Raw genomic sequence first — 23,038 nt, forward strand, 5'->3', positions numbered from 1 at the left:
ACGCGTTAGAGGAAAGAAAAAGAATGAAAAACAAAAGGATTCGACGCAAGCTTATTGCTGGGATTGTTGCGGGTGCAGCTATGTTCTCATCGCAATTTGCATGGTCAGAACAGTATGCTGCTAACTTTAAAGGCACGGATATTCAAGAGTTTATCAATATAGTTGGTAAAAACTTGAATAAGACCATAATAGTTGACCCAACGATTCGCGGCAAAATCAACGTGCGCAGTTATGATTTACTGAACGATGAACAATATTATCAGTTCTTCCTCAACGTCTTACAAGTTTACGGTTATGCCATTGTCGAGATGGAAAATAACGTCATTAAAGTCATTAAAGACAAAGACGCTAAAACTGCTGCCATTCGTGTCGCTAATGATAATGATCCTGGTATGGGTGATGAAATGGTCACGCGTATTGTGGCTTTGTATAACACTGAGGCCAAGCAATTAGCCCCACTATTACGCCAGCTTAATGATAACGCGGGCGGCGGGAACGTAGTGAACTACGACCCTTCTAACGTATTAATGTTGTCGGGCCGTGCAGCGGTGGTGAATAAGCTAGTTGAAATTGTTCGCCGCGTAGATAAGCAAGGCGATACCTCTGTACAGGTTGTACCGTTAGAATTTGCCTCCGCCGGTGAAATGGTGCGAATTATCGATACGCTTTATCGTGCCACCGCCAACCAATCACAACTTCCGGGTCAAGCGCCTAAAGTGGTCGCAGATGAACGTATCAATGCCGTAGTGGTGAGTGGTGATGAGAAAAGCCGTCAACGGGTGATTGAGTTAATCCGTCGCCTCGATGCTGAACAAGCCAGCACAGGTAACACTAAGGTACGTTACCTACGTTACGCTAAGGCTGAAGATCTCGTTGAGGTATTGACCGGTTTTGCGCAAAAGCTAGAAGGTGAAAAAGAGACGGGCACCCAAACGGCAGGTAGTAAGCGTCGTAACGAAATCAATATCATGGCCCATACCGAGACTAACGCTTTAGTCATCAGTGCCGAGCCAGACCAAATGCGGACTATTGAGAGTGTGATTAATCAGCTCGATATTCGCCGCGCGCAAGTATTGGTCGAAGCTATTATTGTGGAAGTTGCCGAGGGTGACAGTGTGGGCTTTGGCGTGCAGTGGGCCGCGAAAGCGGGTGGTGGCACGCAGTTTAATAACTTAGGCCCAACCATTGGTGAGATTGGTGCTGGTGTATGGCAAGCACAAGATAAAGAAGGCACTTACATCACTAACCCGAGTACCGGTGAAGTAATTGGTAAAAACCCAGATACTAAAGGTGATGTAACGTTACTGGCTCAAGCGCTAGGTAAAGTAAACGGTATGGCTTGGGGCGTGGCTATGGGGGACTTTGGCGCACTTATTCAAGCCGTATCGAGTGATACTAATTCTAACGTGTTGGCAACGCCGTCAATTACCACCTTAGATAACCAAGAAGCCTCGTTTATTGTGGGTGACGAAGTCCCTATTCTGACCGGTTCTACTGCCAGCTCTAATAACAGTAATCCTTTCCAAACCGTTGAACGTAAAGAGGTTGGGGTTAAGCTCAAAGTCGTACCGCAAATTAACGAAGGTCACTCAGTTAAGCTGACGATTGAGCAAGAAGTGTCAGGCGTTAACGGTAACACGGGTGTGGATATTTCTTTTGCCACTCGCCGGTTAACGACTACTGTGATGGCCGACTCAGGTCAAATCATTGTGCTTGGTGGTTTGATTAATGAAGAAGTGCAGGAAAGCGTACAGAAAGTGCCTTTCTTGGGTGATATCCCTGTGATTGGTCATTTGTTTAAATCTTCCTCGAGCAAAAAGACGAAGAAAAACCTGATGATCTTTATCAAACCCACCATTATCCGTGATGGCATCACAATGGAAGGGATTGCTGGCCGTAAATATAACTATTTCAGAGCATTACAGTTAGAGCAGCAGCAGCGCGGCGTGAACTTAATGCCTAATACTCAGGTGCCAGTGTTAGAAGAATGGAACCAATCAGAGTATTTACCGCCAGAAGTTAACAATATTTTAGAGCGTTACAAAGAAGGCAAGGGCTTAGATACCCAAATGCGCCAAACGGACTCAACCCTTAAAACGTTAGACGACAACAAAGATAAGCCTAATGAGTGAAATACAATTATCCCCAGTCGATGATCTTAGCCAAATCTCTAATGAGCTAGGTCTTGAAACCGAAGGTGATGAGGTGTTTCGTTCAAGCAGTAAAGAGCGTTTACCTTTTGCCTTTGCGCATCGCCACGATGTGGTGCTCTCGCTGGGTGATACGGGTGAGTTGAGCTTGTTTTACACCAGTAAAACACCGTTAACGGCCATGCTCGAAGCGCGGCGTTATTCGGGTGTCGATTTGCCTTTGGTTAAGCTTGAAGTGACGAAGTTTGAGGCCAAACTGACGCAAGCCTATCAGGCTAATTCATCAGAAGCGCAGCAGTTGATGGAAGACATCGGCAATGAGATGGATTTATTCACTCTGGCCGAAGAGTTACCACAAACCGAAGACTTGCTCGAAGGTGATGATGATGCGCCGATTATTAAGCTCATCAATGCCCTGTTATCTGAAGCGATTAAAGAAGAAGCCTCGGATATCCATATCGAAACCTATGAAAAACAGCTTATTGTGCGTTTTCGTATCGATGGTGTGCTCAAAGAAGTCCTTAAACCCAACCGTAAGCTGTCGTCGCTGTTAGTGTCGCGGATTAAGGTGATGGCGCGTCTGGATATAGCCGAAAAACGCGTGCCACAGGATGGTCGTATTTCGCTGCGGATTGCCGGTCGTGCCGTGGATGTGCGGGTATCAACCATGCCATCGAGCCATGGCGAGCGTGTGGTGCTGCGTTTGCTGGATAAAAATACTGGTAACCTTGATTTAGAACAATTGGGCATGACCGACAGTATTCGAGTTAAGTTTGAAGATCTTATCCGTCGCCCCCACGGTATTATTCTAGTGACTGGCCCGACGGGTTCGGGTAAAAGTACCACCTTGTATGCGGGCCTGACCGAGATTAACTCAAAAGATACCAACATACTGACAGTCGAAGATCCCATCGAGTACGAGTTAGATGGTATTGGTCAAACCCAAGTTAATATTAAGGCGGACATGACCTTCGCCCGTGGCCTACGGGCTATTTTACGTCAAGATCCTGATGTGGTGATGATTGGTGAAATTCGTGACTTAGAAACCGCGCAAATTGCGGTGCAAGCGTCACTCACTGGCCACATGGTGATTTCAACATTGCATACCAATACAGCATCAGGCGCCATTACCCGTTTGCAAGACATGGGCGTTGAGCCGTTTTTGGTATCCTCGAGTTTGCTCGGCGTATTAGCCCAACGCTTGATCCGTACTCTTTGTCCAAAATGCAAAATTGAGCACGTGCCCGATGCGCGTGAGCGTGAGTTACTGGGCATAGCCGCCAGTGATGATAGACATATTTTCCGCGCCAATGGCTGTAAATCCTGTGGTAATAATGGCTATCGTGGCCGAACAGGTATCCATGAGCTATTACTGGTTGACGATAACGTACGTGAGTTAATCCACGGCGGTCGCGGCGAATTAGCTATCGAAAAATATATTCGTCAGTCTATACCCAGTATTCGTCACGATGGCATGAGTAAAGTGCTCGCGGGCATCACCACACTTGAAGAAGTATTGCGTGTGACTCGCGAGGAGTAATCTATGCCAGCATTTGAATATAAGGCGCTCGATGCCAAGGGAAAGCAGCTTAAGGGCGTAATTGAAGCGGATACCGCCAGACACGCCCGTAGCCAGCTGCGCGACCAGCGCATGATGCCGCTAGAGATTCTGCCCGTTTCCGAAAAAGAAGCTAAAGCTAAGAGCGGTAGTTTCTCTTTTTTCAAACGCGGTATCTCGGTAGCCGAATTGGCCTTAATCACCCGTCAAATTGCGACGTTAGTGGCGGCGGGTTTGCCGATTGAAGAATCCCTTAAGGCTGTTGGTCAGCAATGCGAGAAAGACCGTCTTGCAAGCATGATAATGGCGGTGCGCTCGCGGGTGGTTGAAGGTTATAGTCTGGCCGATTCCTTGGCGGAGTTTCCGCATATTTTCGATGATTTATACCGCGCGATGGTGGCCTCGGGTGAAAAATCCGGTCACTTAGAAGTGGTGCTTAATCGACTAGCGGATTACACCGAGAGGCGCCAGCAGCTTAAATCTAAGCTGACCCAAGCCATGATTTATCCTGCAGTACTCACCACTGTGGCGATAGGTGTTATTTCCATCCTATTGGCGGCAGTTGTGCCAAAAGTGGTTGGGCAATTTGAGCACATGGGCGCCGAGCTTCCTGCCTCAACACGATTTTTGATTTCGGCCTCTGACTTTGTGCAAAACTATGGTGTGTTTGTTGTGATTGCCTTAGTGCTGCTATTTGCACTCTTTCGGCGCATGCTAAAGTCGCCTGCGTTTCGGATGAAGTACGATAATTTTTTATTGAACATGCCAGTGGTTGGCCGCGTAAGCAAAGGCTTAAATACGGCGCGTTTTGCCAGAACCTTAAGTATTTTATCCGCCAGTTCAGTGCCTTTGCTCGACGGTATGCGTATCGCCAGTGAAGTATTGCAGAATATGCGAGTGCGAGCGGCGGTGGACGATGCAACTGCGCGCGTACGCGAAGGAACTAGCCTAGGCACAGCGTTGACTAATACTAAATTGTTCCCGGCAATGATGTTATACATGATTGCCTCGGGCGAAAAGAGCGGCCAGCTTGAGCAAATGTTAGAACGTGCCGCCGATAACCAAGACCGCGAATTTGAAGGTAACGTCAATATCGCACTGGGTGTATTTGAGCCTATGCTGGTGGTCAGCATGGCGTGTGTGGTGCTATTTATCGTGATGGCGATTTTGCAGCCCATCTTAGCTTTGAATAACTTGATTAGCGGTTAATTTTTGAATTTACGGATTATGACCAAGTCGATTGGCATAGGATTTTTTAGGAGAAGTAGTCAATGCAAATGAACAAAAAACATCAAGGTTTTACCTTACTCGAAGTCATGGTCGTTATCGTGATTTTAGGTATTTTAGCCTCTATGGTCGTGCCTAATTTAATGGGTAACAAAGATAAAGCTGACCAACAAAAAGCGGTGTCTGACATAGTCGCGCTCGAAAATGCTTTAGATATGTATAAGTTAGATAACGGCATTTATCCATCGACCGAACAAGGCTTAGAGGCCTTAGTACAAAAGCCGACTATTTCACCTGAGCCACGTAACTACCGTGAAGATGGTTATGTTAAACGCTTGCCAGAAGATCCATGGCGCAATAATTACCTGCTGTTAAGTCCTGGCGAAAACAGCAAGTTAGATATATTCAGTGCTGGCCCTGATGGTCAACCAGGTACCGAAGATGACATCGGTAACTGGAATTTACAGAATTTCCAATAAGATGTTAAAGCTGCGCCACGCTGGCTTCACCTTAATGGAGGTGATGCTAGTGATGTTACTGATGGGGCTCACGGCTGCGGCTGTGACTATGTCTATCGGTAATTCGGGCCCGCAACAGGCTCTAGATAGAACAGCGCAGCAGTTTATCGCCGCCACTGAAATGGTGCTCGATGAAACCGTTTTAAGTGGCCAATTTATGGGTATTGTGATTGAAAAAACCAGTTATCAGTTTGTTTTTTATAAAGACGGTAAGTGGCAGCCTTTGGATGAAGACCGGCTCTTGTCTGAAAAGGAAATGGAGCCGGGCGTGGTGATGAATTTAGTGCTCGATGGCTTGCCTTTAGTACAAGAGGATGAAGAAGACGATTCTTGGTTCGAAGAACCATTGATAGAACCTTCATCTGACGATAAGAAAAAACATCCAGAACCACAGATCATGTTATTCCCAAGTGGTGAAATGAGCGCTTTTGAACTGACATTTATCGCTAAAACTGACAAACGCCAGCAGGCTGAGGCATTAGTGACTGGCGATGCACTGGGTAGGTTAACCGTAGGGCGCGCCGATGAAACGCGTTAAGGGCATGACCTTACTCGAAGTGATTGTGGCCCTTGCCGTATTTTCGATTGCGGCTGTGTCGATCACTAAAAGTTTAGGCGAGCAGATGGCTAATATGCCCATTCTGGAGTCACGCACTTTGGCCCAATGGGTAGCTGATAATCAGATGGTTGATGCCAGACTCGAGCCGCAGTTTCCTGAAGTCGGTAAAAAAGAAGGCCAAGTTGAACTGGCAGGAAAAGATTGGTACTGGCGTAAAGAAGTGGTTAAAACCACCGATGATAATTTTCGTATGATCCGTATTAGCGTAAGTGAAGACGAGCGATATCAGCGTATTGCAGCACAAGTGAGCAGTTATGTCCTTAAAACGGATTAGTGTGCAGCGCGGGTTTACCCTGTTAGAAATGCTGATCGCCATCGCGATTTTTGCCATGATAGGCTTGGCTTCTAATGCCGTGCTCAGCACTGTGCTGACTAATGACGAAGTGACGCGTACTTTCTCTACTCGGCTTAAAGCATTGCAACAAGGTTTTGGCGCGATTGAGCGTGATCTCGCGCAAATGGTAGCGCGCACACCCAGATTACTCGAAGGTGGCCGTGGTTCGACCGTCTTCCAAACAGGCAATGATATCTTAGAGTCAGAATCAGAAGCTTTAGTGTTTTACCGTTTAGGTTGGTTAAATCCCGACGGGTTATTGCCACGAGGCAGCTTACAGTCGGTGGCGTATGTGGTGCGCGAAGGGCGGTTAGAACGCTGGTATTTTCCTTATCCTGAGCCTGAATTTGGCGCCGAACCGATTAAGACGGTAGTGATAGATAAAGTGTTGTCGGTAGAATATTCCTTCTTTATGGATGACAAGTGGGAGCGCAAAGTCGAGGCGACTAAGTTGCCTAAGGCTATCGCTATGGAGATTGAGATTGAAGGCTTGGGTAAAATCCAACGTAAGTTTTTATTACCGTTAGGTGCTGTAGCACCTGAAAAGTCTAAAGATGACGATAATAAAGATGATAATCAGGATAATGGCGATAAAGATGCCGATGGAACCGATGATGGCTCGGGGAATGATACTGGCAATGGTTCTAGCGAATCCGGTGACGGTAATCCCGAAGATGAGGACCGCGAATGATAACCGGCATTCAGCCTCGGTCTAAGCAACGCGGCGTTGCACTAATCGTAGTGTTGTTGATTGTGGCTATGGTGGTCATCATCGCAACTAATATTACTGGCCGTAATCAGTTATCAATGCGCCGAACCTTAAACTTGGCCCAGTACGATCAAGCTTATTGGTATGCGATTTCCGCCGAAGAATTAGCGAAAAAGATTTTAAAACAAGATTTAGATGACTCAGAAGGCCGAGTCCATAGGCAACAATATTGGGCGATGGCCGATGTGGTATTTCCAGCAGAATACGGTGAAATCGCCGGCAAGATCACCGATATGCGTTCTTGTTTTAACTTGAACGCCCTATCCGCTACCACCAAAGAGGTTGAAAATGGCCAACCTAAGCTGCCGTTGGCAGCGAAGCAATATAAGGCCTTGTTAGTGAGTTTAGGGATGGACGACTTTAGTGCAGATCGCCTGACTCAGACCTTAAAAGATTATATTGACGAAGACATGACGGCCAGCCCCTACGGCGCTGAAGATGCGGAATACGAAGCGCGTAATGTGCCTTACCGTGCGGCTAATACGCTGATGAACCATCGTAGTGAATTACGAGCCGTTATGGGGTACACCCAAAGTGTTTATGTGAAATTATTACCCTATGTTTGTGTGATCCCAGGTAACGACAGGCAATTACTTAACGTCAACACCTTGGAAGTTGAACAAGCGGCACTGCTAGCGGGCATGCTCGATAATCAGATTTCAGTCGGCGAAGCCGAAAGTATTATCAACCTGCGTCCCGGTGATGGCTTTGCCAAGATAGAAGATTTTTATGAAAGCTCATCCATGGGATCGATCAAGTGGGAAGGCGCCATGAAATCGAGCTTTGTCATTGATAGCCAATATTTTCTGTTGGCCTCGGGGGCGAAAGTTGATAACGCCGTATTTAGAATGGAAAGCGTGCTCAAAAAGAGCGGCGGCAATAAAATGGAAGTGCTCACCCGTCAGTTTGGTGGCCAAAAATAATGGCAGTGCCCATCCCGCAGAATCTGGTGGACAAAAATAATAGCAACGAGCTCAGTCACGCTTTCTTGACTGGGACTGGTGGAGAAAAACTGTGAGTGAACGGCTATTTATTCGCTTAGGCAGAACGGCAGAGCAAGCGTGCTCTTGGCTAGTTTGGTCTGAGCAAGAACAAGAAATTATTGCCTCTGGCGAACTTGCCAATGCTCAAGGTTTATCGACCTTAACTGAGCGTGCGGGTAATCGCCCTGTCGATGTGTTAGTGCCCGCTGCGGCAATGACGCTCACGAGTGTGCATTTGCCCGAAAAAGGCCAACGTCAAGCCTTAAAAGCCTTACCCTTTATGCTCGAAGAAGCCTTAGCCGAAGATGTTGATGCGATGCATTTTACCGTTGGCCCGCGAGATGGCGATGCTTTAAGTGTGGTTGCTGTGGCCCATGAACAAATGCAAATGTGGCTGAGTTGTTTAACTGAAGCCGGTTTAAAAGTAAAACGTATCGTACCTGATTGCTTAGCCTTACCATTGCAAGAATGCCAATGGGCAGCAATGAGAATGGGTAATGAGTTATTACTGCGTACCGGATTAGCCACGGGGCAAAGTTTACCGCTACCTTGGTTACCGATAGCGTTGGAACAGCTAAAACCGGCAAAGGGCGAAGTCTCTGTCGCCAGTTATACCGACATGCAATTCGAAGGTGTCGAGCTTAAGCCGCAGCCACTTGAGCTACCTATGTTAGTGCTCGCTCGCGGTATTCTGCATGCGCCGGTTAACTTATTGAATGGCGTTTACACACCTAAGCGTGAATACAGTAAGCAGCTGATGATGTGGAAAAGTGCCGCCATCGTTATAGTCATCGCCTGTGTGCTAGCGTTAGTGAACAAAGGCTTAAATATTCACCAAATAAATGCACAGGTTGCCGATCTTAAAGCGCAGAGTGAATCTATTTATCAACAGGTGGTGCCAGGAAATTCGCGCATTGTTAACCTTCGCTCGCAAATGGACAGTCAGTTACGTGCATTGCAAGGCCAAGGTAGCGGCGCCGAGTTTTTTACTATGCTCGAGGGTTTACAGGATGCCTTTAAGCAAGTACCTGAACTTAAACCTAATAGCTTAAGATTCGAAAGCGCGCGTAACGAGATACGCATGCAAGTGACGGCTAAGGACTACGCTCAAATTGAGAAGTTTAAAGACATCGTCGGTCGCCGTTTTCAAATGGAAGGTGGCACTATGAATAGCGGCGAAAATCAAGTCACCAGCACCTTAACCTTGAGGAGCAAATAAAATGAATAATTTGCGAATTTGGTGGCAAGGGCTCGCATCGCGCGAGCAGCAGTTAGTGGGTTTTGGTTCAGTATTTTTAGTTATTGGTATTTTTTATTGGGGTATTTGGACACCCATTGCTAATGCTGAAGCCGATGCACTACGTAACCTCAATGCCCAACAACAAACCTTGAGTTATGTAAAACAAGCAGCGAATAAAATCGCTAGCCTCAAGCAGAGCGGCGCAAAACCGACAGTATCAGGCAGTTTAAGCTCAGTGGTTAACCAAACCGCAGGCGATTATGGGCTAGTGATCACGCGTATGCAGCCCCAAGGCGATAAAATCCAAGTATGGATGGACGATGTGCCTTTTGATGCCTTGTTAGGTTATTTGGGTGAGTTAGTGCAGAAAAAAGGTTTATCACTTGAAAGTGTTGATTTAGCAGAGGCCGATGCGCCTGGCTATGTCAAAGTAAGACGTATTCAATTAGCGCAATAAGTTAAGGTGTAGCAGTGAGTTTGATAAAAAAAATCATTATAGGTGTACTGATTTATTTAGTATTTTTAGTGGTGTTATTTCCCGCTAAGATTGCGATAGCATTAGCCCCTTTACCGAGTAATATCAGTGTTTCAGGGGTGAATGGCAGTATTTGGTCTGGCAGCATAGAAACCTTAAGTATGCCGCAGCGCCAGTTAGAGCAAATTCGTTGGGAACTGAGTCCTTGGGCATTATTTTTAGGTAAAGTGAAAATCGATTTCCAAGTCGGTAGCCGCGCAACCCCTGTTAGTGCAAAGGGGTTAGTGTCTTGGTCTTTGGGTGGCTTGAGTGCGCAGGGATTACGTTTTGAAGTGCCAGATAGCTTTTTGCTGGGTAATGCAAAACTACCCTTTAGAACTGAAATATCTGGTGAAGTCAGTTTATTAGTTGAGACATTAGAGCAAGGTAAACCTTGGTGCGAACAGCTATCTGGCAAGCTATTTTTGAATCAAACCAATGTTAAAAACCAGTTTGGCAATTATCCGCTCGGTAATATTGAACTCGGCTTAAGTTGCATTGATGGCAAAGCGCAATTGGCGACCGATGAAGCTAAGAATCAACTCGGTATCGTTGGCACTTTACAGTTGGACGAAGGCAATATGGTGAGAGTGGACGCTAAGATTAAAGAAACCGCTGAGCAACCAGAAGATATGCGAGAGTCGCTGAATATTTTAGGTAAACGCGGTGCGGATGGTTATTTCCCTGTGGTATATCAGGGTCGTATTCCTGGGTTATAGTGCTGTTTCAGCGTGTGATAATAGATCTACACTATGAATGAAAACGAAGGCACCTTAGGTGCCTTTCTTATTATCTTTTTATCGTGTTAGATCATTAAGTAGCGAGTGATAGTCGGTAATCGCGGGGAAATCTTGAAAGACTTTGACTGGCTTTTTACTGTCTGGGTTAGCAATCCCCAACTGATGGCCCACACCGGCAAGTTTAGCGGCCTTGAGTATGGGTTCACTATCGTCGATAAAGAGACAGCGACTTGGCTCAAGTTGAAACTTTTCAAATAAACTGACCCAAAATTGCGGGTGTTCTTTTGGGTAACCTGTCTCGTGGCTCGAGATCATGTTATCTAATCCTAAAGCGAGTTCGGTATGTTCAAGCTTGAGGGCAAGACTCTTTGGATGAGCATTAGTCACCAGAATCCGCGTTTTACCTGCAGAAGCTAAGGCCGCTAAAAATGGCATGCTGTCTTGGCGCAGTTGAATGCGATCCACCAAAGTGCGATGCAAACCCATAATGTCGAGTTGTAGCTGCGCCTGCCAATAATCGAGACAGTACCAATCGAGCGTACCGACAACTTTCTCATAGGCGTTGACGACTAACAGCTGTGCTTCATCCTTGCTCATACCCCGTTGTTTGCTTAATTCCTGCGGTACTACACTCAGCCAAAAATGATTATCGAAGTGCAAGTCGAGCAGGGTGCCATCCATATCGAGTAGAACCGTATCAATAGTCTTCCAGTTAAACATTGGATATTTCCTATTCTTTGTATGTTTGAGCAACACCTGCAATAGACACTGTAAGTGTACCTCATAGTGACAGCAAGGATGATTGTTCGCTTTGTTACAACAAGACAGATAATCTGACTTCAATTAGCGTGAAAGGCTTTATAGTTATTTGGATGTGTTACCTTTTTGCTGCAGAGTACAAGCAGCAAACCTCATCTTGCAAGTCTTCCTCATCATGGCAATATCTGCTTCACTTAGAGTCTGTCCCAATTTAACCATAGAACTCGATAGTACCGATTGACATGTCTGAGATCGTTTAACTGTTGATTAATCGTAAAAGATTTTATGCATATTTTGCTCTAACCCACTTAGGCTGAGCTTGGTTTGTGATGTATCTCGCAAAGGGTTTACGGCTTGTCTTTAGCGGTATGTAATAAATTCAGGTTGTAGATTAAAGGCAGGATAGTAAGATTGTCACTTATCTTATTTAATTTATCGCTTTTTTATCCAGAGGCAGTTATGTCGCAGCGGCAGAATAAGCCGGAAATATTGCATACCGAAGTTGTCGCGAAAAGCCGATTATTTCAAATTGAGCAAGTGCACCTTCGATTTTCTAATGGTGTTGAGCGTCAATATGAGCGTATGAAAGGCGGTAGTCGTGGCGCCGTGATGATAGTGCCGATTCATCAAGGTCAAATGCTACTGGCGCGCGAATATGCCGCAGGTACCGATCATTACGAGTTAGGTTTTCCTAAAGGACTTATCGATCCTGGTGAATCGCCAATCGAAGCTGCTAATCGTGAATTACAGGAAGAAATTGGCTTTGGGGCGAATAAGCTCACGCTATTGAAAGAACTTAGCCTAGCGCCGGGCTATTTCTCCAGCAAGATGCAAATTTTTCTTGCAGAAGATCTGTATGAGAGTCGCCTTGAAGGTGATGAGCCAGAGCCCATTGATGTGGTGCCTTGGGCGCTGGTTGATTGGGAAGCTTTGCTCGATGATGTCGATTTTTCAGAGTCCCGTAGTGTGAGCGCGTTATTTTTAGCGCAAAAATATTTACAACATAAATAATCTTTTTCCTTTTAAGTATTCGATGAATGCTTGCAAAACATTCGCAAAGGTTGCGATTGGAGTTGTTATGAAGCCAGAAGAGTTGATCGATCAAATTATTGAAATAGCAACAGAAGCGGGGATCATAATCCGTGATATCTATCTCACAGGTAATTTTGAGCGAGAAATTAAATCTGACAATACCCCTGTCACATCCGCTGACTTAGCGGCGCACAAGATCATTTGTGATCGATTAACCGCACTCACACCCGATATTCCGGTGTTATCTGAAGAGGCCGCCGATATCCCGCTCAGTGTGCGTGAATCTTGGAAGCGTTATTGGTTAGTTGATCCGCTCGATGGTACCGGAGAGTTTATTGCTGGCAGTGGCGATTTTTCAGTGATCATTGCGCTGGTGGAGCACAACCGTCCGGTTATGGGCGTGGTGTATGTACCAATGACCCAAGTGTGTTATTACGCCATTGCGGGTTTAGGTGCCTACAAACGTACTGATAAACAAGAAGTGCGTATCAGCAGCCGCCAAATTGCCAATCGAGATAAAGTCTCACTGCGGTTGGCTGTGAGTCGCCGCCAAGATCCACAATCCGTTTTAACCTTATTTAATCATCCTAAGCACTGCGAGTTAGTGGTCATGGGCGGCGCAGCATTGAAAAGCTGTTTAGTGGCTGAAGGTCGAGCCGATTGCTATGTGCGTGTCGGTCCTACGGGGGAGTGGGATACGGGAGCGGCGCAAATTATCGTCGAGGAAGCGGGCGGGCAGCTAATGGATACCGAGCTGCAACCGTTAACGTATAACGAGCGTGAAACCTTAGAAAACCCTAACTTCATCGTAGTGGGTGCACCCAACTTAGAGTGGGATAAGATTTTAATAGGTGAATAATTTTCGAATGCAGTCTATACGTCCGGTATTAAAGTCAGAGCTGCTAGCGGTGTACCAACTTGAGCAGGCCATTTTTGGTGACCATAGCTATCCTGACTTTTTCTTCCGTCAGGGCTTTGATTGCTGGCCTAAGCAATTTTTAGTCGCCGTAGATGAGCGTCATCAGTTACAAGGTTATTTGCTCTGCGCTCAGAGTGGCGATCCTCAATATATGTGGATCTTATCCGTTGCCGTGAGTGAGAATGCCCGGGGGCAAGGCTTGGGTAAACGTTTAATCGAGCAATGTTTAGCTGAGTTACCCCTATCGATACAAGGAGTTTACTTAACCGTCGACCCTAATAATCCCGCTTATTCTTTGTATCAAAAGCTGGGTTTTAGTGACATAAATTTTGAGGCCGATTATTTTGGTGCTGGCATGGAGAGAATGGTGATGCAGTATCGTCGCTCCTGAGTGTGAGTACGTTGCCATCTACATATCAACCGATAAAACTCTTATACTGCATTAACTTAACGGCAATCGACGATTAAAGGGAATGACCATGTTGTTAACTAAACGTTTTTTGCCTTATTTTGTCACGCAGAGTCTGGGGGCCTTAAACGATAATTTCTATAAAAATATTTTATTGTTATTTGTGACCTTTAGCCAAGTGCAGGATTTGCCTATAAGTGTCGATCTATTTGTTAATTTAGCAGCTGGGTTATTCATTTTACCGTTTTTTCTATTTTCGGCTCATGCGGGAGTGGTCGCCGATAATATGGATAAGGCCAAGCTTATCCGCCGATTAAAATTACTCGAAGTTATCATCATGTTCAGTGCCGCTATCGCAATCTTGAACGGAAATTACATGATGATGTTATTACTGTTGTTTTTAACCGGTAGTCAGTCAGCCTACTTTGGTCCGGTTAAATATTCCTTATTACCTCAAGCGTTACAAGAGGACGAGTTAGTCTCAGGCAATGCATGGGTTGAGATGGGCACCTTTCTGTCAATTTTAATCGGCACCTTGAGCGCCGGCATACTCATTTTTGAAGAAAATGGCACGCAGTGGTCGGCCATAATTGTTGCTACATTGGCATTGGTGGGGTATTTGGCCAGCCGTGCTATTCCTGCATTGCCCCCGCAAGGCACCATCGAAAAAATTCGTTTCAGACCATTATCAGGTACTTGGCGCAGTATTCAAAAAGTCCGCCAAACACCATCAATCTGGATGGCGATTATTGCAATTAGTTGGTTTTGGTTTTTAGGTGCCACTTATCTGACGCAGTTTCCCAATTTTACTAAGCTGCATTTGCACTCTGGTGCCGCTGTAGTGTCGTTACTATTAGGACTGTTTTCAATCGGAATTGCTGTTGGTTCATTTGTTTGCGAGCGATTCTCTTACGGTCATGTTGAACTAGGTTTATTACCATTTGGCGCACTTGGGTTGACCATTTTTGGCATTGACTTGTTGTGGGCCATTCCGCCAGTACCTGTTGATGTCAGTGTTGTTTACGGCGTTAAAACTTTTATTAGCCAGTCGCAGCATTTTAGAGTCATGCTAGATTTCTTTATGATTGGCGTTAGTGGCGGCCTATTTATCGTGCCTTTGTATGCTTTTATACAATCGCGCTCAGCTAAGGGAGAGTGTGCTCAAGCTATTGCGGCAAATAACATTATGAATGCCTTATTTATGGTGGCTTCCGCACTGTTATCTATGTTGTTGCTCGGTGTTGCGGGCTGGACTATCCCACAGCTATTCCTGCTGCTTGCCGTGATGAACTTCGGGATGATTCTTTACGTTTATTCGCAAGTGCCCGAATTTACCTTGCGCTTTATCAGTTATTTGCTGAGCCATGTTATGTATCGCGTGACAGTAATCGGCCGCGAAAAAATCCCTAAGCAGGGGGCTGGCATCATAGTTTGTAACCACGTGAGTGATGTGGACGCATTGATTATTATGGGGGCGTCAATACGGCCAATTCGCTTTGTGATGGATAAATCCGTGAGCGAGCGGCCTCTTCTTAAATCTGTATTTTGTCACGCAGGTGTGATCCCTATCTGTTCACCTAAACAGAGTGAAACAAGCTATAACCAGGCCTTTGAGCTAATTCATGAGGCGTTATTCAATAACGAGTTGGTGTGTATTTTCCCTGAGGGACGAGTTACATCAGACGGTACATTGGGTGAGTTTTATGTGGATATCGATAAAATCTTAGCTAGAGATTCGGTGCCAGTGATCCCTATGGCACTTGACGGGTTGTGGGGTTCTTATTTTAGTCACAAAGATGGGCTGGCATTAACGACAATACCCATACGATTTCGCTCAAGGGTATCGGTGACTCTCGCAGAGGCTATTGATGGCCATGTAGCAAATAAGGATTCGCTAAGAGTTAAAATTGCGAGCCTGCTGGGTAAGCGATAACCCGTTAGATTCAATATCAATAAAGACATCACCGCGGATCTTACCCTCGCGGTGATGGCTCTAAAGATGGCTATTGTGGAGGATTATTACTGTTGAAGATTATGATTGAGGCTGATAGCTATCTAACCATTCGTGCACGGCTTGATGCGAGCCTTTAAAGAGCACCCGTTCGGACTTTTTCTGTAATTGGTACTGATACATAGGATCGTAATATTTATGCAGCAATAGGTTTATCCAGCTGAAATGCAGGGAAGTCTCATTAGTGCTGATCTGTTGATCTAAGGCCTGTTGAATTAAATCTTGCAGCTCTTGATGCTGTTTACCGCCTAAACGCTTACTAATACTGCCTAATCCTTGCAACAAATATTCGCTAAAAGCGGTAAAGCCCGCTTCAGGACCAAAGCGTTCACAAAATCCGCTATGCATTTTATGTACGTACTCATTACGCAAGCGCTCTAGCCTAGCATCATCAGTTTCTTCTAATACGATGACACTCGCGGTTTGCATGGCATTATAAAACGTTTGTGGTAATGCTGAACGACCAATAAGAAAACTTTCATCCTCAAGTAATAAATAGTCTACAGCACTGCTTTGATGTTGCAGTAAGGCGATAGCGAGTTGGTTTTCAAAGTTAATTTGCGTTGGTTGAGGGTCAATGTTCTTACCAAAACTTGAGCCCCTATGGTTGGCTATTCCTTCAAGATCAACCGCTTCTTTACGCAGTAGTAAAAAATCGGTTTTACCGCTGCCCGTCATCCCGCTCAAACTTAAAAAGGGCAGTTGTGCTGGCGTTGTTTCAATCACCCCCATTAAATACTGGCGCATGGCTTTATAGCCGCCCTGAATATAGGGCACCTCTAAGCCAGCTTCTTTGAGCCATTGTTGCGTCAGTTGCGAGCGTAGGCCACCACGAAAGCAATAAAGGTAAGCATTAGGGTTGGCTTTAAAATAGCTTATCCAAGCCTCAACTCTTTGTTGCTTGATTGAGCTATTCACCAGCGAATGGCCGAGTTCAATTGCAGCTTGCTGACCTAATTGCTTATAACAAGTGCCGACACTTTCTCTTTCGTCATCAAGCATCAACGGTAAATTAGTCGAGTTGGGAAAAGCGCCTCGCGCAAATTCGATAGGCGCCCTCGCATCCATGATGGGATGTTGATTTAGAAAAATCTCTCGATATTGATCAGCGGTAATAATAGGACTAGGTATCAACACAACACCACGCTAGCTTGAGTCGTGGGTGTTTCAAGCGTTCCAATGCAAATTGGCGCTATTTGGTGTGCCTCGAGCAGGGCAATAAGTTCGGCTTCGGCATCGCTAGAGACGGCAACTAATAGACCTCCGCTGGTTTGCGGATCGCACAAAATCGCTTTTTGATGTTCGTTCAGTTCGGGTAGGTGTTCCCCATAACTATCGTAATTGCGGTGGGTGCCGCCAGGAACACAGCCTAAGGCTAAATAATCTAAAGCGCGTGGCAGTAATGGAACAGTGTCAAATTTAAGTTTTGCCGTTAGTTTGGCGCCTTGGCACATTTCGAGTAAATGCCCAGCCAATCCAAAGCCTGTGACGTCAGTCAGCGCATTTACGCCGCCGATTTTGGCAATTTTTGTGCCGATAGTATTGAGCTGGCACATCGCATTGACTGCAATGAGGCTATCTTCATCTTTGAGTTTTTTTTGTTTTTGCGCCGTAGTGAGAATACCAATACCGATAGGTTTAGTAAGATATAAGCGATCGCCCGCCTTGGCGGTATCATTTTGCTTTAAATCACTTAATGCAATTTGGCCAGTCACCGCGAGACCAAAAATCGGTTCAGGTGCATCGATACTGTGGCCACCGGCTAACATAATCCCTGCTTCCATACAGGCTTGACGTCCACCATCTACCACTTGTTGAGCTATCTCGGCTGGCAGTTTATTAATTGGCCAACCTAAAATTGCAATCGCCATAATTGGCGTGCCGCCCATGGCATAAATATCACTGATAGCATTAGTCGCTGCAATGCGGCCGAAGGTAAAGGGGTCATCGACAATGGGCATGAAAAAATCGGTAGTGCTGATGATACCCACGTCGTCGTTGAGTTTGTATACCGCAGCATCGTCGCGGCTCTGGTTACCCACGAGTAAATTTGGGTCTGTGAATACAGGAAGCTGCGAGGCAAGAATTGTGCTTAGTACTTTGGGTGAAATCTTACAACCGCAGCCTGCACCGTGACTGTATTCTGTGAGTTTTATCGTTTCGGAGAGAGTAACCGTGGGAGATGACATGAACTCAATATCCTGTATTAAAGTGATTGAGGCATCATGATAATCCGATACGGCCACCATGCAAGGCGGCCGTTCGACTTTAGCGTAAAATTGTGGTTTAGCTATAACTTGCGGTAAGGCTTTGCCAGTTCTTTTTTTGAGTTAAAAAACGGGTTTTCAATTCAGCGACCTGTTGCAATAACTGCTTATCTACTAGTTGCTTGCGTTTCGCTTCCAATAAGACTTTTTGGGCCTGATAGTATTCAATTAAGTGTTCTTTCATTAATTCATACTCAAATTGAATTTTATCAATAATCTCATCGGCATTAGGTAAGTGAACAACATTGTTTTTAGTGCGTAAAAGCTGCATCTGTAGCCGTGCACTTTCAATACGCTCTTGCGGGCTAGTACGTAAGTCTTTAGCTAAACCGGCCCATGATAAGGCTTTAATTAGCCATTTAGTGGGGTCGTAATGCCACCATTTAATGCCATTGCGATAGTCATTTTCAAAGATGTGATGAAAATTATGGTAGCCCTCACCGTAGGTCAACATGGCGATAAAACCATTGTCACGCGCAGTGTTTTTATTGGTATAAGGCTGGCTACCCCACACGTGCGCTAACGAGTTGATAAAGAATGTACAGTGATGCACCACCACTAAACGCAGTAAACCCGCCATCAATAACATAGACAGCACGTCACCATTGAGCCAACCAAGCAGTGCAGGCAGTCCAATGTTCATCAGCAACACGAGTGCGAGGTAATGTTTGTGTTGCCACATGACAATACGGTCATTTTGCAGATCGCGCACATTTTGATAATCGTGATAGCGTTGCGACTGATACTCACGCAGCATCCAACCTATATGGCTGTACCAAAATCCCATTTTAGCTGAGTACGGATCTTTGTCGTTATCATCTACATGTTTGTGGTGGACTCTGTGATCAGATGCCCAGTGCAACGCACTGTTTTGTAATGCTAAAGCACCACCAAGTGCATAGATAAAGCGCACCGCAGGGTGAGCTTTATAGGCCTTATGCGACCAGAGTCTGTGATAACCTGCGGTAATCGACAGACCACTGGCAAAGGCTAAAACAATAAACGCAATCCATTCACTGGCACCATAGCCGTGAACAATACCGCGCCATGGAACTAAAATCACTGCACAGAGGAAAGTGATAGCAAACAGACAAACATTGAGCCAAATGATAGGGGGTTTTTTCATTATAGGTTTCCAAAATTCACTTTTGAGCGTACATCTGTAAGCTAATTTAACTTAGCTATATTGTTTGGTCAAGGACGATAGGGCTGTGTTTAATGCCTAAAAGCGGTATTATCGCGTTATTACATTCAGTTAGCGGATTTAATAATGGGTATTCGAGCACAGCAAAAAGAGAAAACTCGCCGAGCGTTAGTCGATGCAGCCTTTAATCAGTTAAGTGCTGAGCGCAGTTTCTCAAGTTTAAGTTTGCGAGAAGTTGCCCGAGAAGCCAATATCGCTCCGACCTCCTTTTATCGCCATTTTAAAGATTTGAATGAACTCGGGCTGACTATGGTGGACGAGGGCGGATTAACGTTACGGCAGATGATGCGCAAAGGGCGACAGCGCGCCGAAGTTGGCGGCAGTGTTATCCGTATTTCTGTTGATACTTTTATGGAAGTACTGGATTCTAATCCAAACGTATTTCGTATTTTATTGCATGAACGCTCGGGGACTTCGGCGGCATTTCGTGCAGCAGTTGCCCGCGAAATTGAACATTTTATTTCTGAGCTGGCTCATTATACCGAGGCAAAAGCCGGGCGGACCCCATTGCTCGCGCGTGCACAGGCCGAGGCTTTAGTGATTTTGGTTTTTAACGCAGGCGCTGCCGCATTAGATATGAAGCGAGTCGATCGTAAAATACTGGCCGACCAGTTAGTCATGCAGCTGCGGATGGTTGCTAAAGGCGCTGAGGCTTTACAACATAAGGTAGAGCACCGCTAGTTTGGGTGGCAAACTTATTTGATAAAAACAAAGGAGCCTGGGCTCCTTTGTTTTTATGTCTATATTCTATTTAGTGTATTTAAAGTGGTTAACGACGCTCTAGCAATACACCCGTTTCCATGTGGTCCGTGTAGGGAAATTGATCAAACAAGGCAAAACGAGTGACTTTGTGGGTTTGGTTTAGCTGTTGCAGATTGTCTTTTAAGGTTTCAGGATTACAAGAAATATATAAAATGCGTTCGTAACCCTGCACTAATGCCAATGTATCAGGATCGATCCCTGCGCGTGGTGGGTCAACAAAAATGGTGTTGCAAACATAACTGTCAAGATCGATACCTTCTAGGCGTCTAAAGCTACGTTTCTTCGCCATAGCATCGCTAAAATCTTCAGCTGACATACGAATAATCTGCAGATTTTCAATGCCATTTACTTCAATGTTGTATTGCGCCGCATCTACTGAAGGCTTAGCGAGTTCAGTGGCTAATACGCGATTAAAGTTTTGTGCCAGTGCGATAGAGAAATTGCCATTACCACAGTAAAGTTCTAGCAGATCCCCCTGACTATTTTGGGTCGCATCAATAGCCCACTCCAGCATTTTTACGGAGACTTTTGCATTGGGCTGAGTAAAGCTGTTTTCGATTTGCTTATATAAGAACGTTTTGTCATTTACTTGTAATGACTCAACCACAAAGTCTTTATCTAAATCGATTTTTTGCTTACGGGCACGGCCGATAATGTTGACGTTAAATTGGCTGCTTAGCTTAGCTTTTAGTGCTGTTGCATTGGCACGCCATTGGTCATCAAGCTGTCTGTGATAAAGTAAGGATACTAACATCTCACCGCTCAAGGTCGACAAAAAATCCACTTGGAACAGCTTATGCCTTAAACTTGGATTCGGTTTTAGCTCGACGATTAATGCCGACATCATTTGGTTGATTAGCACGCTGGCTGGCAAGTATTGATCGCATCGCACCTTCTCATTCAATACTTTATCGAACATGTAATAGTATAAGTCGTCACCGTCATGCCACATGCGAAACTCGGCGCGCATACGGTAGTTAGCAGGCTCTGAGGCAAAAACTTCAACACTCGGTGTTTCAAATTGGGCAAAGGCTTGTTCTAGCTTGATACGCTTGCATTCTAATTGCGTATCATACGTCTGAGGATCCATGGCTGCTAAGTTCATTGCTTGATTCACCGTTGCTGTAAATTGGGGCGCAAATATTATACTAGGTGACACGAATGTCCAGCATCTTGCTTTTGCGGTTTTCGCAAAGCTATGGGAAAATCCGCGCGCTTGAATGTGGTTCTATGGGGATTTGGCTGGATTTAATCAGTAAAGAAACCATAGAATCGTTAATGCTTCAATGTATATAGTGTATTTGTTTATTCGAAACTGGAGATTCGCTTGTCGCGACCTATATTAGTGTTTGATTCTGGGATTGGTGGTTTATCTGTACTGGCTGAAATCCGCAAGAGCTTACCCCATAGCGATTATTGCTATCTTTTCGACAACGCTAGGTTGCCCTATGGAGAGTTAGAAGAGCAGGTATTAATCTCTGGTTGTGTAAAATTAGTATGTGAACTCGTCGCCCGCACTAATGCAGCACTTGTCGTCGTTGCCTGCAATACCGCAAGCACAGTTGTGTTACCGGCATTACGTGCACATCTTACTATCCCTGTTGTAGGTGTTGTTCCTGCCATTAAGCCTGCAGCCTTAATGTCTAAGAGTAAACGTATTGGACTTTTGGCCACACCAGGCACAGTTAAACGTCATTATACCCATGAACTTATCAGCCAATTTGCCGATAATTGCCATGTCGAACTGTTCGGCTGCTCTGAATTAGTCATGATGGCAGAGCAAAAAGTGGCGACAGGGGTAATAGATATATCAAGGCTAGCAGAGTTACTGGTACCTATTGTTACTGCGAATTTGGATGTTCTGGTGTTGGGCTGTACTCATTTCCCGATGATCAAAGCTGAATTACAGCAAGTACTGGGGGGGGGCGTAACGCTATTGGATTCTGGCGCCGCGATTGCAAAACGGGTCGTTACGCTTTTAACGCAACAAAATCAAATTGTGGAAGAGCACAGATTCAGTGATGAGGTCGTTGGGCTGTCAGTAATGCAGGCGTTCTATACTAAAGCGGAAATCAGCGAAGGCTTGATAAGAACATTAATTGATTGTGGCTTTTCAACTATCGAACGAATCACCACAACCAACTAAACTTATAACGTCACATAAAACAGGTTAGCGGTAAGGCTATTCTTCAGAAATACGATCGGCAGCTTCTGAATCTTGTGTTTTTGCTTCTCTTACTTTTAAGGTTCTTTCTTGGAAACTATAGTCGTTCAGTTTAACCATGGCTTTCTGAGCGCCAGATTCTGACATCTCTACAAAACCAAAACCTTTACGGCGGCCAGTCTTACGATCTCTGACTAAACGCACAGAGTTAACCGGGCCAAACTCACCAAATAATACTTTTACTTCACCTTCATGAACACGATAAGGCAGATTACCTACATAGAGTGTCATAGTAGGACCAACATATTGTTCTTCTGTAGCATGAGATGATGAAGTCTCAGGAACAAGTTTGAAAATAAGGCTAGTCACAATAACACCTGCAACAAAGGCAATATAAGCCGGCAGGGTAGGTGCGAACTGAAATAGCACAAAGGCGCCAACAATGGCGACAATCAAAACAATAAGAAATGACTTTTGCATAAGAATGCTCTCTGATGAATGGAAAATTGATAAATAACTGTTAACAGCAAGTCATATGGTAATGAATTATTTACTTTTACACTAGAGCATTGCTGAAATATTGAGCGTGAATTATCAATTATTAGATAAAAAAGCTTATCTATTCATTATAAAAGGGGTATTTAAGCTAAAAAATGGCCATAACGTTTAAAATACCGACGTACGACTCAATGAACTATAAAAAGCGCTTGCGGACTTTCTCAATCTCCCTATAATGCGCATCCACTGACACGGCAATGAGCGTAACGCAAGTTAAGCAAATAACCCAATCAGTTCATCGGTTAGCAAGCTAAACGATGAGTGTTGAGAAAGTTGAAAAAACTACTTGACGCCCCAACGG

23 protein-coding genes are annotated in these 23,038 nt (G+C 45.1%); 17 read left to right on the forward strand and 6 right to left on the reverse strand.

Annotated features, from left to right (window positions below):
• Positions 1–23: 23 nt before the first annotated feature.
• The 11 genes from gspD (at position 24) to L2717_RS14715 (ending at position 10,631) form a co-directional block, all read left to right on the forward strand.
• Positions 24–2,132 carry a type II secretion system secretin GspD gene (gene gspD / locus L2717_RS14665; protein WP_220773927.1) on the forward strand — a complete coding sequence of 703 codons (2,109 nt, stop codon included), beginning with the start codon at positions 24–26 and terminating at the stop codon, positions 2,130–2,132.
• Positions 2,125–3,690 (forward strand): type II secretion system ATPase GspE, encoded by a 1,566-nt coding sequence (gene gspE / locus L2717_RS14670; RefSeq protein WP_220773926.1) that lies wholly within the window; start codon positions 2,125–2,127, stop codon positions 3,688–3,690. The genes gspD and gspE overlap by 8 nt, the downstream gene beginning before the upstream one ends.
• A gap of 3 nt (positions 3,691–3,693) precedes the next feature.
• On the forward strand, positions 3,694–4,917 hold the full coding sequence (gene gspF / locus L2717_RS14675) for a type II secretion system inner membrane protein GspF (RefSeq protein ID WP_220773925.1): 1,224 nt from the start codon (positions 3,694–3,696) through the stop codon (positions 4,915–4,917).
• Between the two features lie 62 nt (positions 4,918–4,979).
• Positions 4,980–5,414, forward strand: coding sequence for a type II secretion system major pseudopilin GspG (gene gspG, locus L2717_RS14680; RefSeq protein ID WP_281421749.1), 435 nt, complete (start codon positions 4,980–4,982; stop codon positions 5,412–5,414).
• A 1-nt stretch (position 5,415) separates the two neighbouring features.
• A complete protein-coding gene (gene gspH, locus L2717_RS14685; RefSeq protein ID WP_220773934.1) occupies positions 5,416–5,991 on the forward strand; it encodes a type II secretion system minor pseudopilin GspH in 576 nt (191 codons plus the stop codon).
• On the forward strand, positions 5,978–6,346 hold the full coding sequence (gene gspI, locus L2717_RS14690) for a type II secretion system minor pseudopilin GspI (protein ID WP_220773924.1): 369 nt from the start codon (positions 5,978–5,980) through the stop codon (positions 6,344–6,346). Before gspH ends, gspI begins: the two co-directional genes overlap by 14 nt.
• Complete coding sequence (gene gspJ, locus L2717_RS14695; protein WP_220773923.1) at positions 6,327–7,097, forward strand: type II secretion system minor pseudopilin GspJ; 771 nt, start codon at positions 6,327–6,329, stop codon at positions 7,095–7,097. The genes gspI and gspJ overlap by 20 nt, the downstream gene beginning before the upstream one ends.
• Entirely contained in the window at positions 7,094–8,098 is a 1,005-nt protein-coding gene (gene gspK, locus L2717_RS14700) for a type II secretion system minor pseudopilin GspK (protein ID WP_220773922.1), read from the forward strand. The genes gspJ and gspK overlap by 4 nt, the downstream gene beginning before the upstream one ends.
• 91 nt (positions 8,099–8,189) lie before the next feature.
• Positions 8,190–9,377, forward strand: coding sequence for a type II secretion system protein GspL (gene gspL / locus L2717_RS14705; protein WP_220773921.1), 1,188 nt, complete (start codon positions 8,190–8,192; stop codon positions 9,375–9,377).
• 1 nt (position 9,378) lies between these two features.
• A complete protein-coding gene (locus L2717_RS14710) occupies positions 9,379–9,855 on the forward strand; it encodes a type II secretion system protein M (protein WP_220773920.1) in 477 nt (158 codons plus the stop codon).
• A 14-nt stretch (positions 9,856–9,869) separates the two neighbouring features.
• Positions 9,870–10,631 (forward strand): type II secretion system protein N, encoded by a 762-nt coding sequence (locus L2717_RS14715; RefSeq protein ID WP_220773919.1) that lies wholly within the window; start codon positions 9,870–9,872, stop codon positions 10,629–10,631.
• 78 nt (positions 10,632–10,709) lie between these two features.
• Here L2717_RS14715 and yrfG read toward each other — a convergent pair whose 3' ends face one another.
• Positions 10,710–11,372, reverse strand: a complete 663-nt coding sequence (gene yrfG / locus L2717_RS14720; RefSeq protein ID WP_220773918.1) for a GMP/IMP nucleotidase — start codon at positions 11,370–11,372, stop codon at positions 10,710–10,712.
• A gap of 498 nt (positions 11,373–11,870) precedes the next feature.
• On the opposite strand from yrfG, the gene nudE reads away from it, so the two are divergent.
• The 4 genes from nudE to L2717_RS14740 all read left to right on the forward strand — a co-directional run bounded on the left by nudE (position 11,871) and on the right by L2717_RS14740 (position 15,704).
• Entirely contained in the window at positions 11,871–12,422 is a 552-nt protein-coding gene (gene nudE / locus L2717_RS14725) for an ADP compounds hydrolase NudE (protein ID WP_220774465.1), read from the forward strand.
• A gap of 67 nt (positions 12,423–12,489) precedes the next feature.
• Entirely contained in the window at positions 12,490–13,302 is an 813-nt protein-coding gene (gene cysQ / locus L2717_RS14730) for a 3'(2'),5'-bisphosphate nucleotidase CysQ (protein WP_220774463.1), read from the forward strand.
• A gap of 7 nt (positions 13,303–13,309) precedes the next feature.
• Positions 13,310–13,753, forward strand: coding sequence for a GNAT family N-acetyltransferase (locus L2717_RS14735; protein WP_220774462.1), 444 nt, complete (start codon positions 13,310–13,312; stop codon positions 13,751–13,753).
• Positions 13,754–13,841: 88 nt separating this feature from the next.
• Entirely contained in the window at positions 13,842–15,704 is a 1,863-nt protein-coding gene (locus tag L2717_RS14740) for an MFS transporter (RefSeq protein ID WP_220774461.1), read from the forward strand.
• Positions 15,705–15,803: 99 nt separating this feature from the next.
• On the opposite strand, the gene mnmH is transcribed toward L2717_RS14740, so the two are convergent.
• The 3 genes from mnmH to L2717_RS14755 all read right to left on the reverse strand — a co-directional run bounded on the left by mnmH (position 15,804) and on the right by L2717_RS14755 (position 19,175).
• Positions 15,804–16,913 carry a tRNA 2-selenouridine(34) synthase MnmH gene (mnmH, locus tag L2717_RS14745; protein ID WP_220774464.1) on the reverse strand — a complete coding sequence of 370 codons (1,110 nt, stop codon included), beginning with the start codon at positions 16,911–16,913 and terminating at the stop codon, positions 15,804–15,806.
• Positions 16,913–17,971, reverse strand: a complete 1,059-nt coding sequence (gene selD, locus L2717_RS14750; protein WP_220774460.1) for a selenide, water dikinase SelD — start codon at positions 17,969–17,971, stop codon at positions 16,913–16,915. Before selD ends, mnmH begins: the two co-directional genes overlap by 1 nt.
• Before the next feature lie 97 nt (positions 17,972–18,068).
• Entirely contained in the window at positions 18,069–19,175 is a 1,107-nt protein-coding gene (locus L2717_RS14755; protein WP_220774459.1) for an acyl-CoA desaturase, read from the reverse strand.
• A gap of 144 nt (positions 19,176–19,319) precedes the next feature.
• Between L2717_RS14755 and fabR the strand changes: the two genes are divergently transcribed.
• The gene (gene fabR, locus L2717_RS14760; RefSeq protein ID WP_220774458.1) at positions 19,320–19,934 is read left to right on the forward strand and encodes an HTH-type transcriptional repressor FabR; all 615 of its coding nucleotides are present in this window, start codon (positions 19,320–19,322) and stop codon (positions 19,932–19,934) included.
• 88 nt (positions 19,935–20,022) lie between these two features.
• Here the strand turns inward: fabR and trmA are convergent, their stop codons facing one another.
• A complete protein-coding gene (trmA, locus tag L2717_RS14765; RefSeq protein ID WP_220774457.1) occupies positions 20,023–21,120 on the reverse strand; it encodes a tRNA (uridine(54)-C5)-methyltransferase TrmA in 1,098 nt (365 codons plus the stop codon).
• A gap of 222 nt (positions 21,121–21,342) precedes the next feature.
• Between trmA and murI the strand changes: the two genes are divergently transcribed.
• A complete protein-coding gene (gene murI, locus L2717_RS14770; RefSeq protein WP_220774456.1) occupies positions 21,343–22,161 on the forward strand; it encodes a glutamate racemase in 819 nt (272 codons plus the stop codon).
• 36 nt (positions 22,162–22,197) lie between these two features.
• On the opposite strand, the gene L2717_RS14775 is transcribed toward murI, so the two are convergent.
• On the reverse strand, positions 22,198–22,659 hold the full coding sequence (locus L2717_RS14775; protein ID WP_220774455.1) for an RNA-binding protein: 462 nt from the start codon (positions 22,657–22,659) through the stop codon (positions 22,198–22,200).
• Positions 22,660–23,038: the final 379 nt, after the last annotated feature.

The organism is Shewanella glacialipiscicola, from assembly GCF_023283485.1.
Classification (GTDB): Bacteria; Pseudomonadota; Gammaproteobacteria; order Enterobacterales; family Shewanellaceae; genus Shewanella; species Shewanella glacialipiscicola.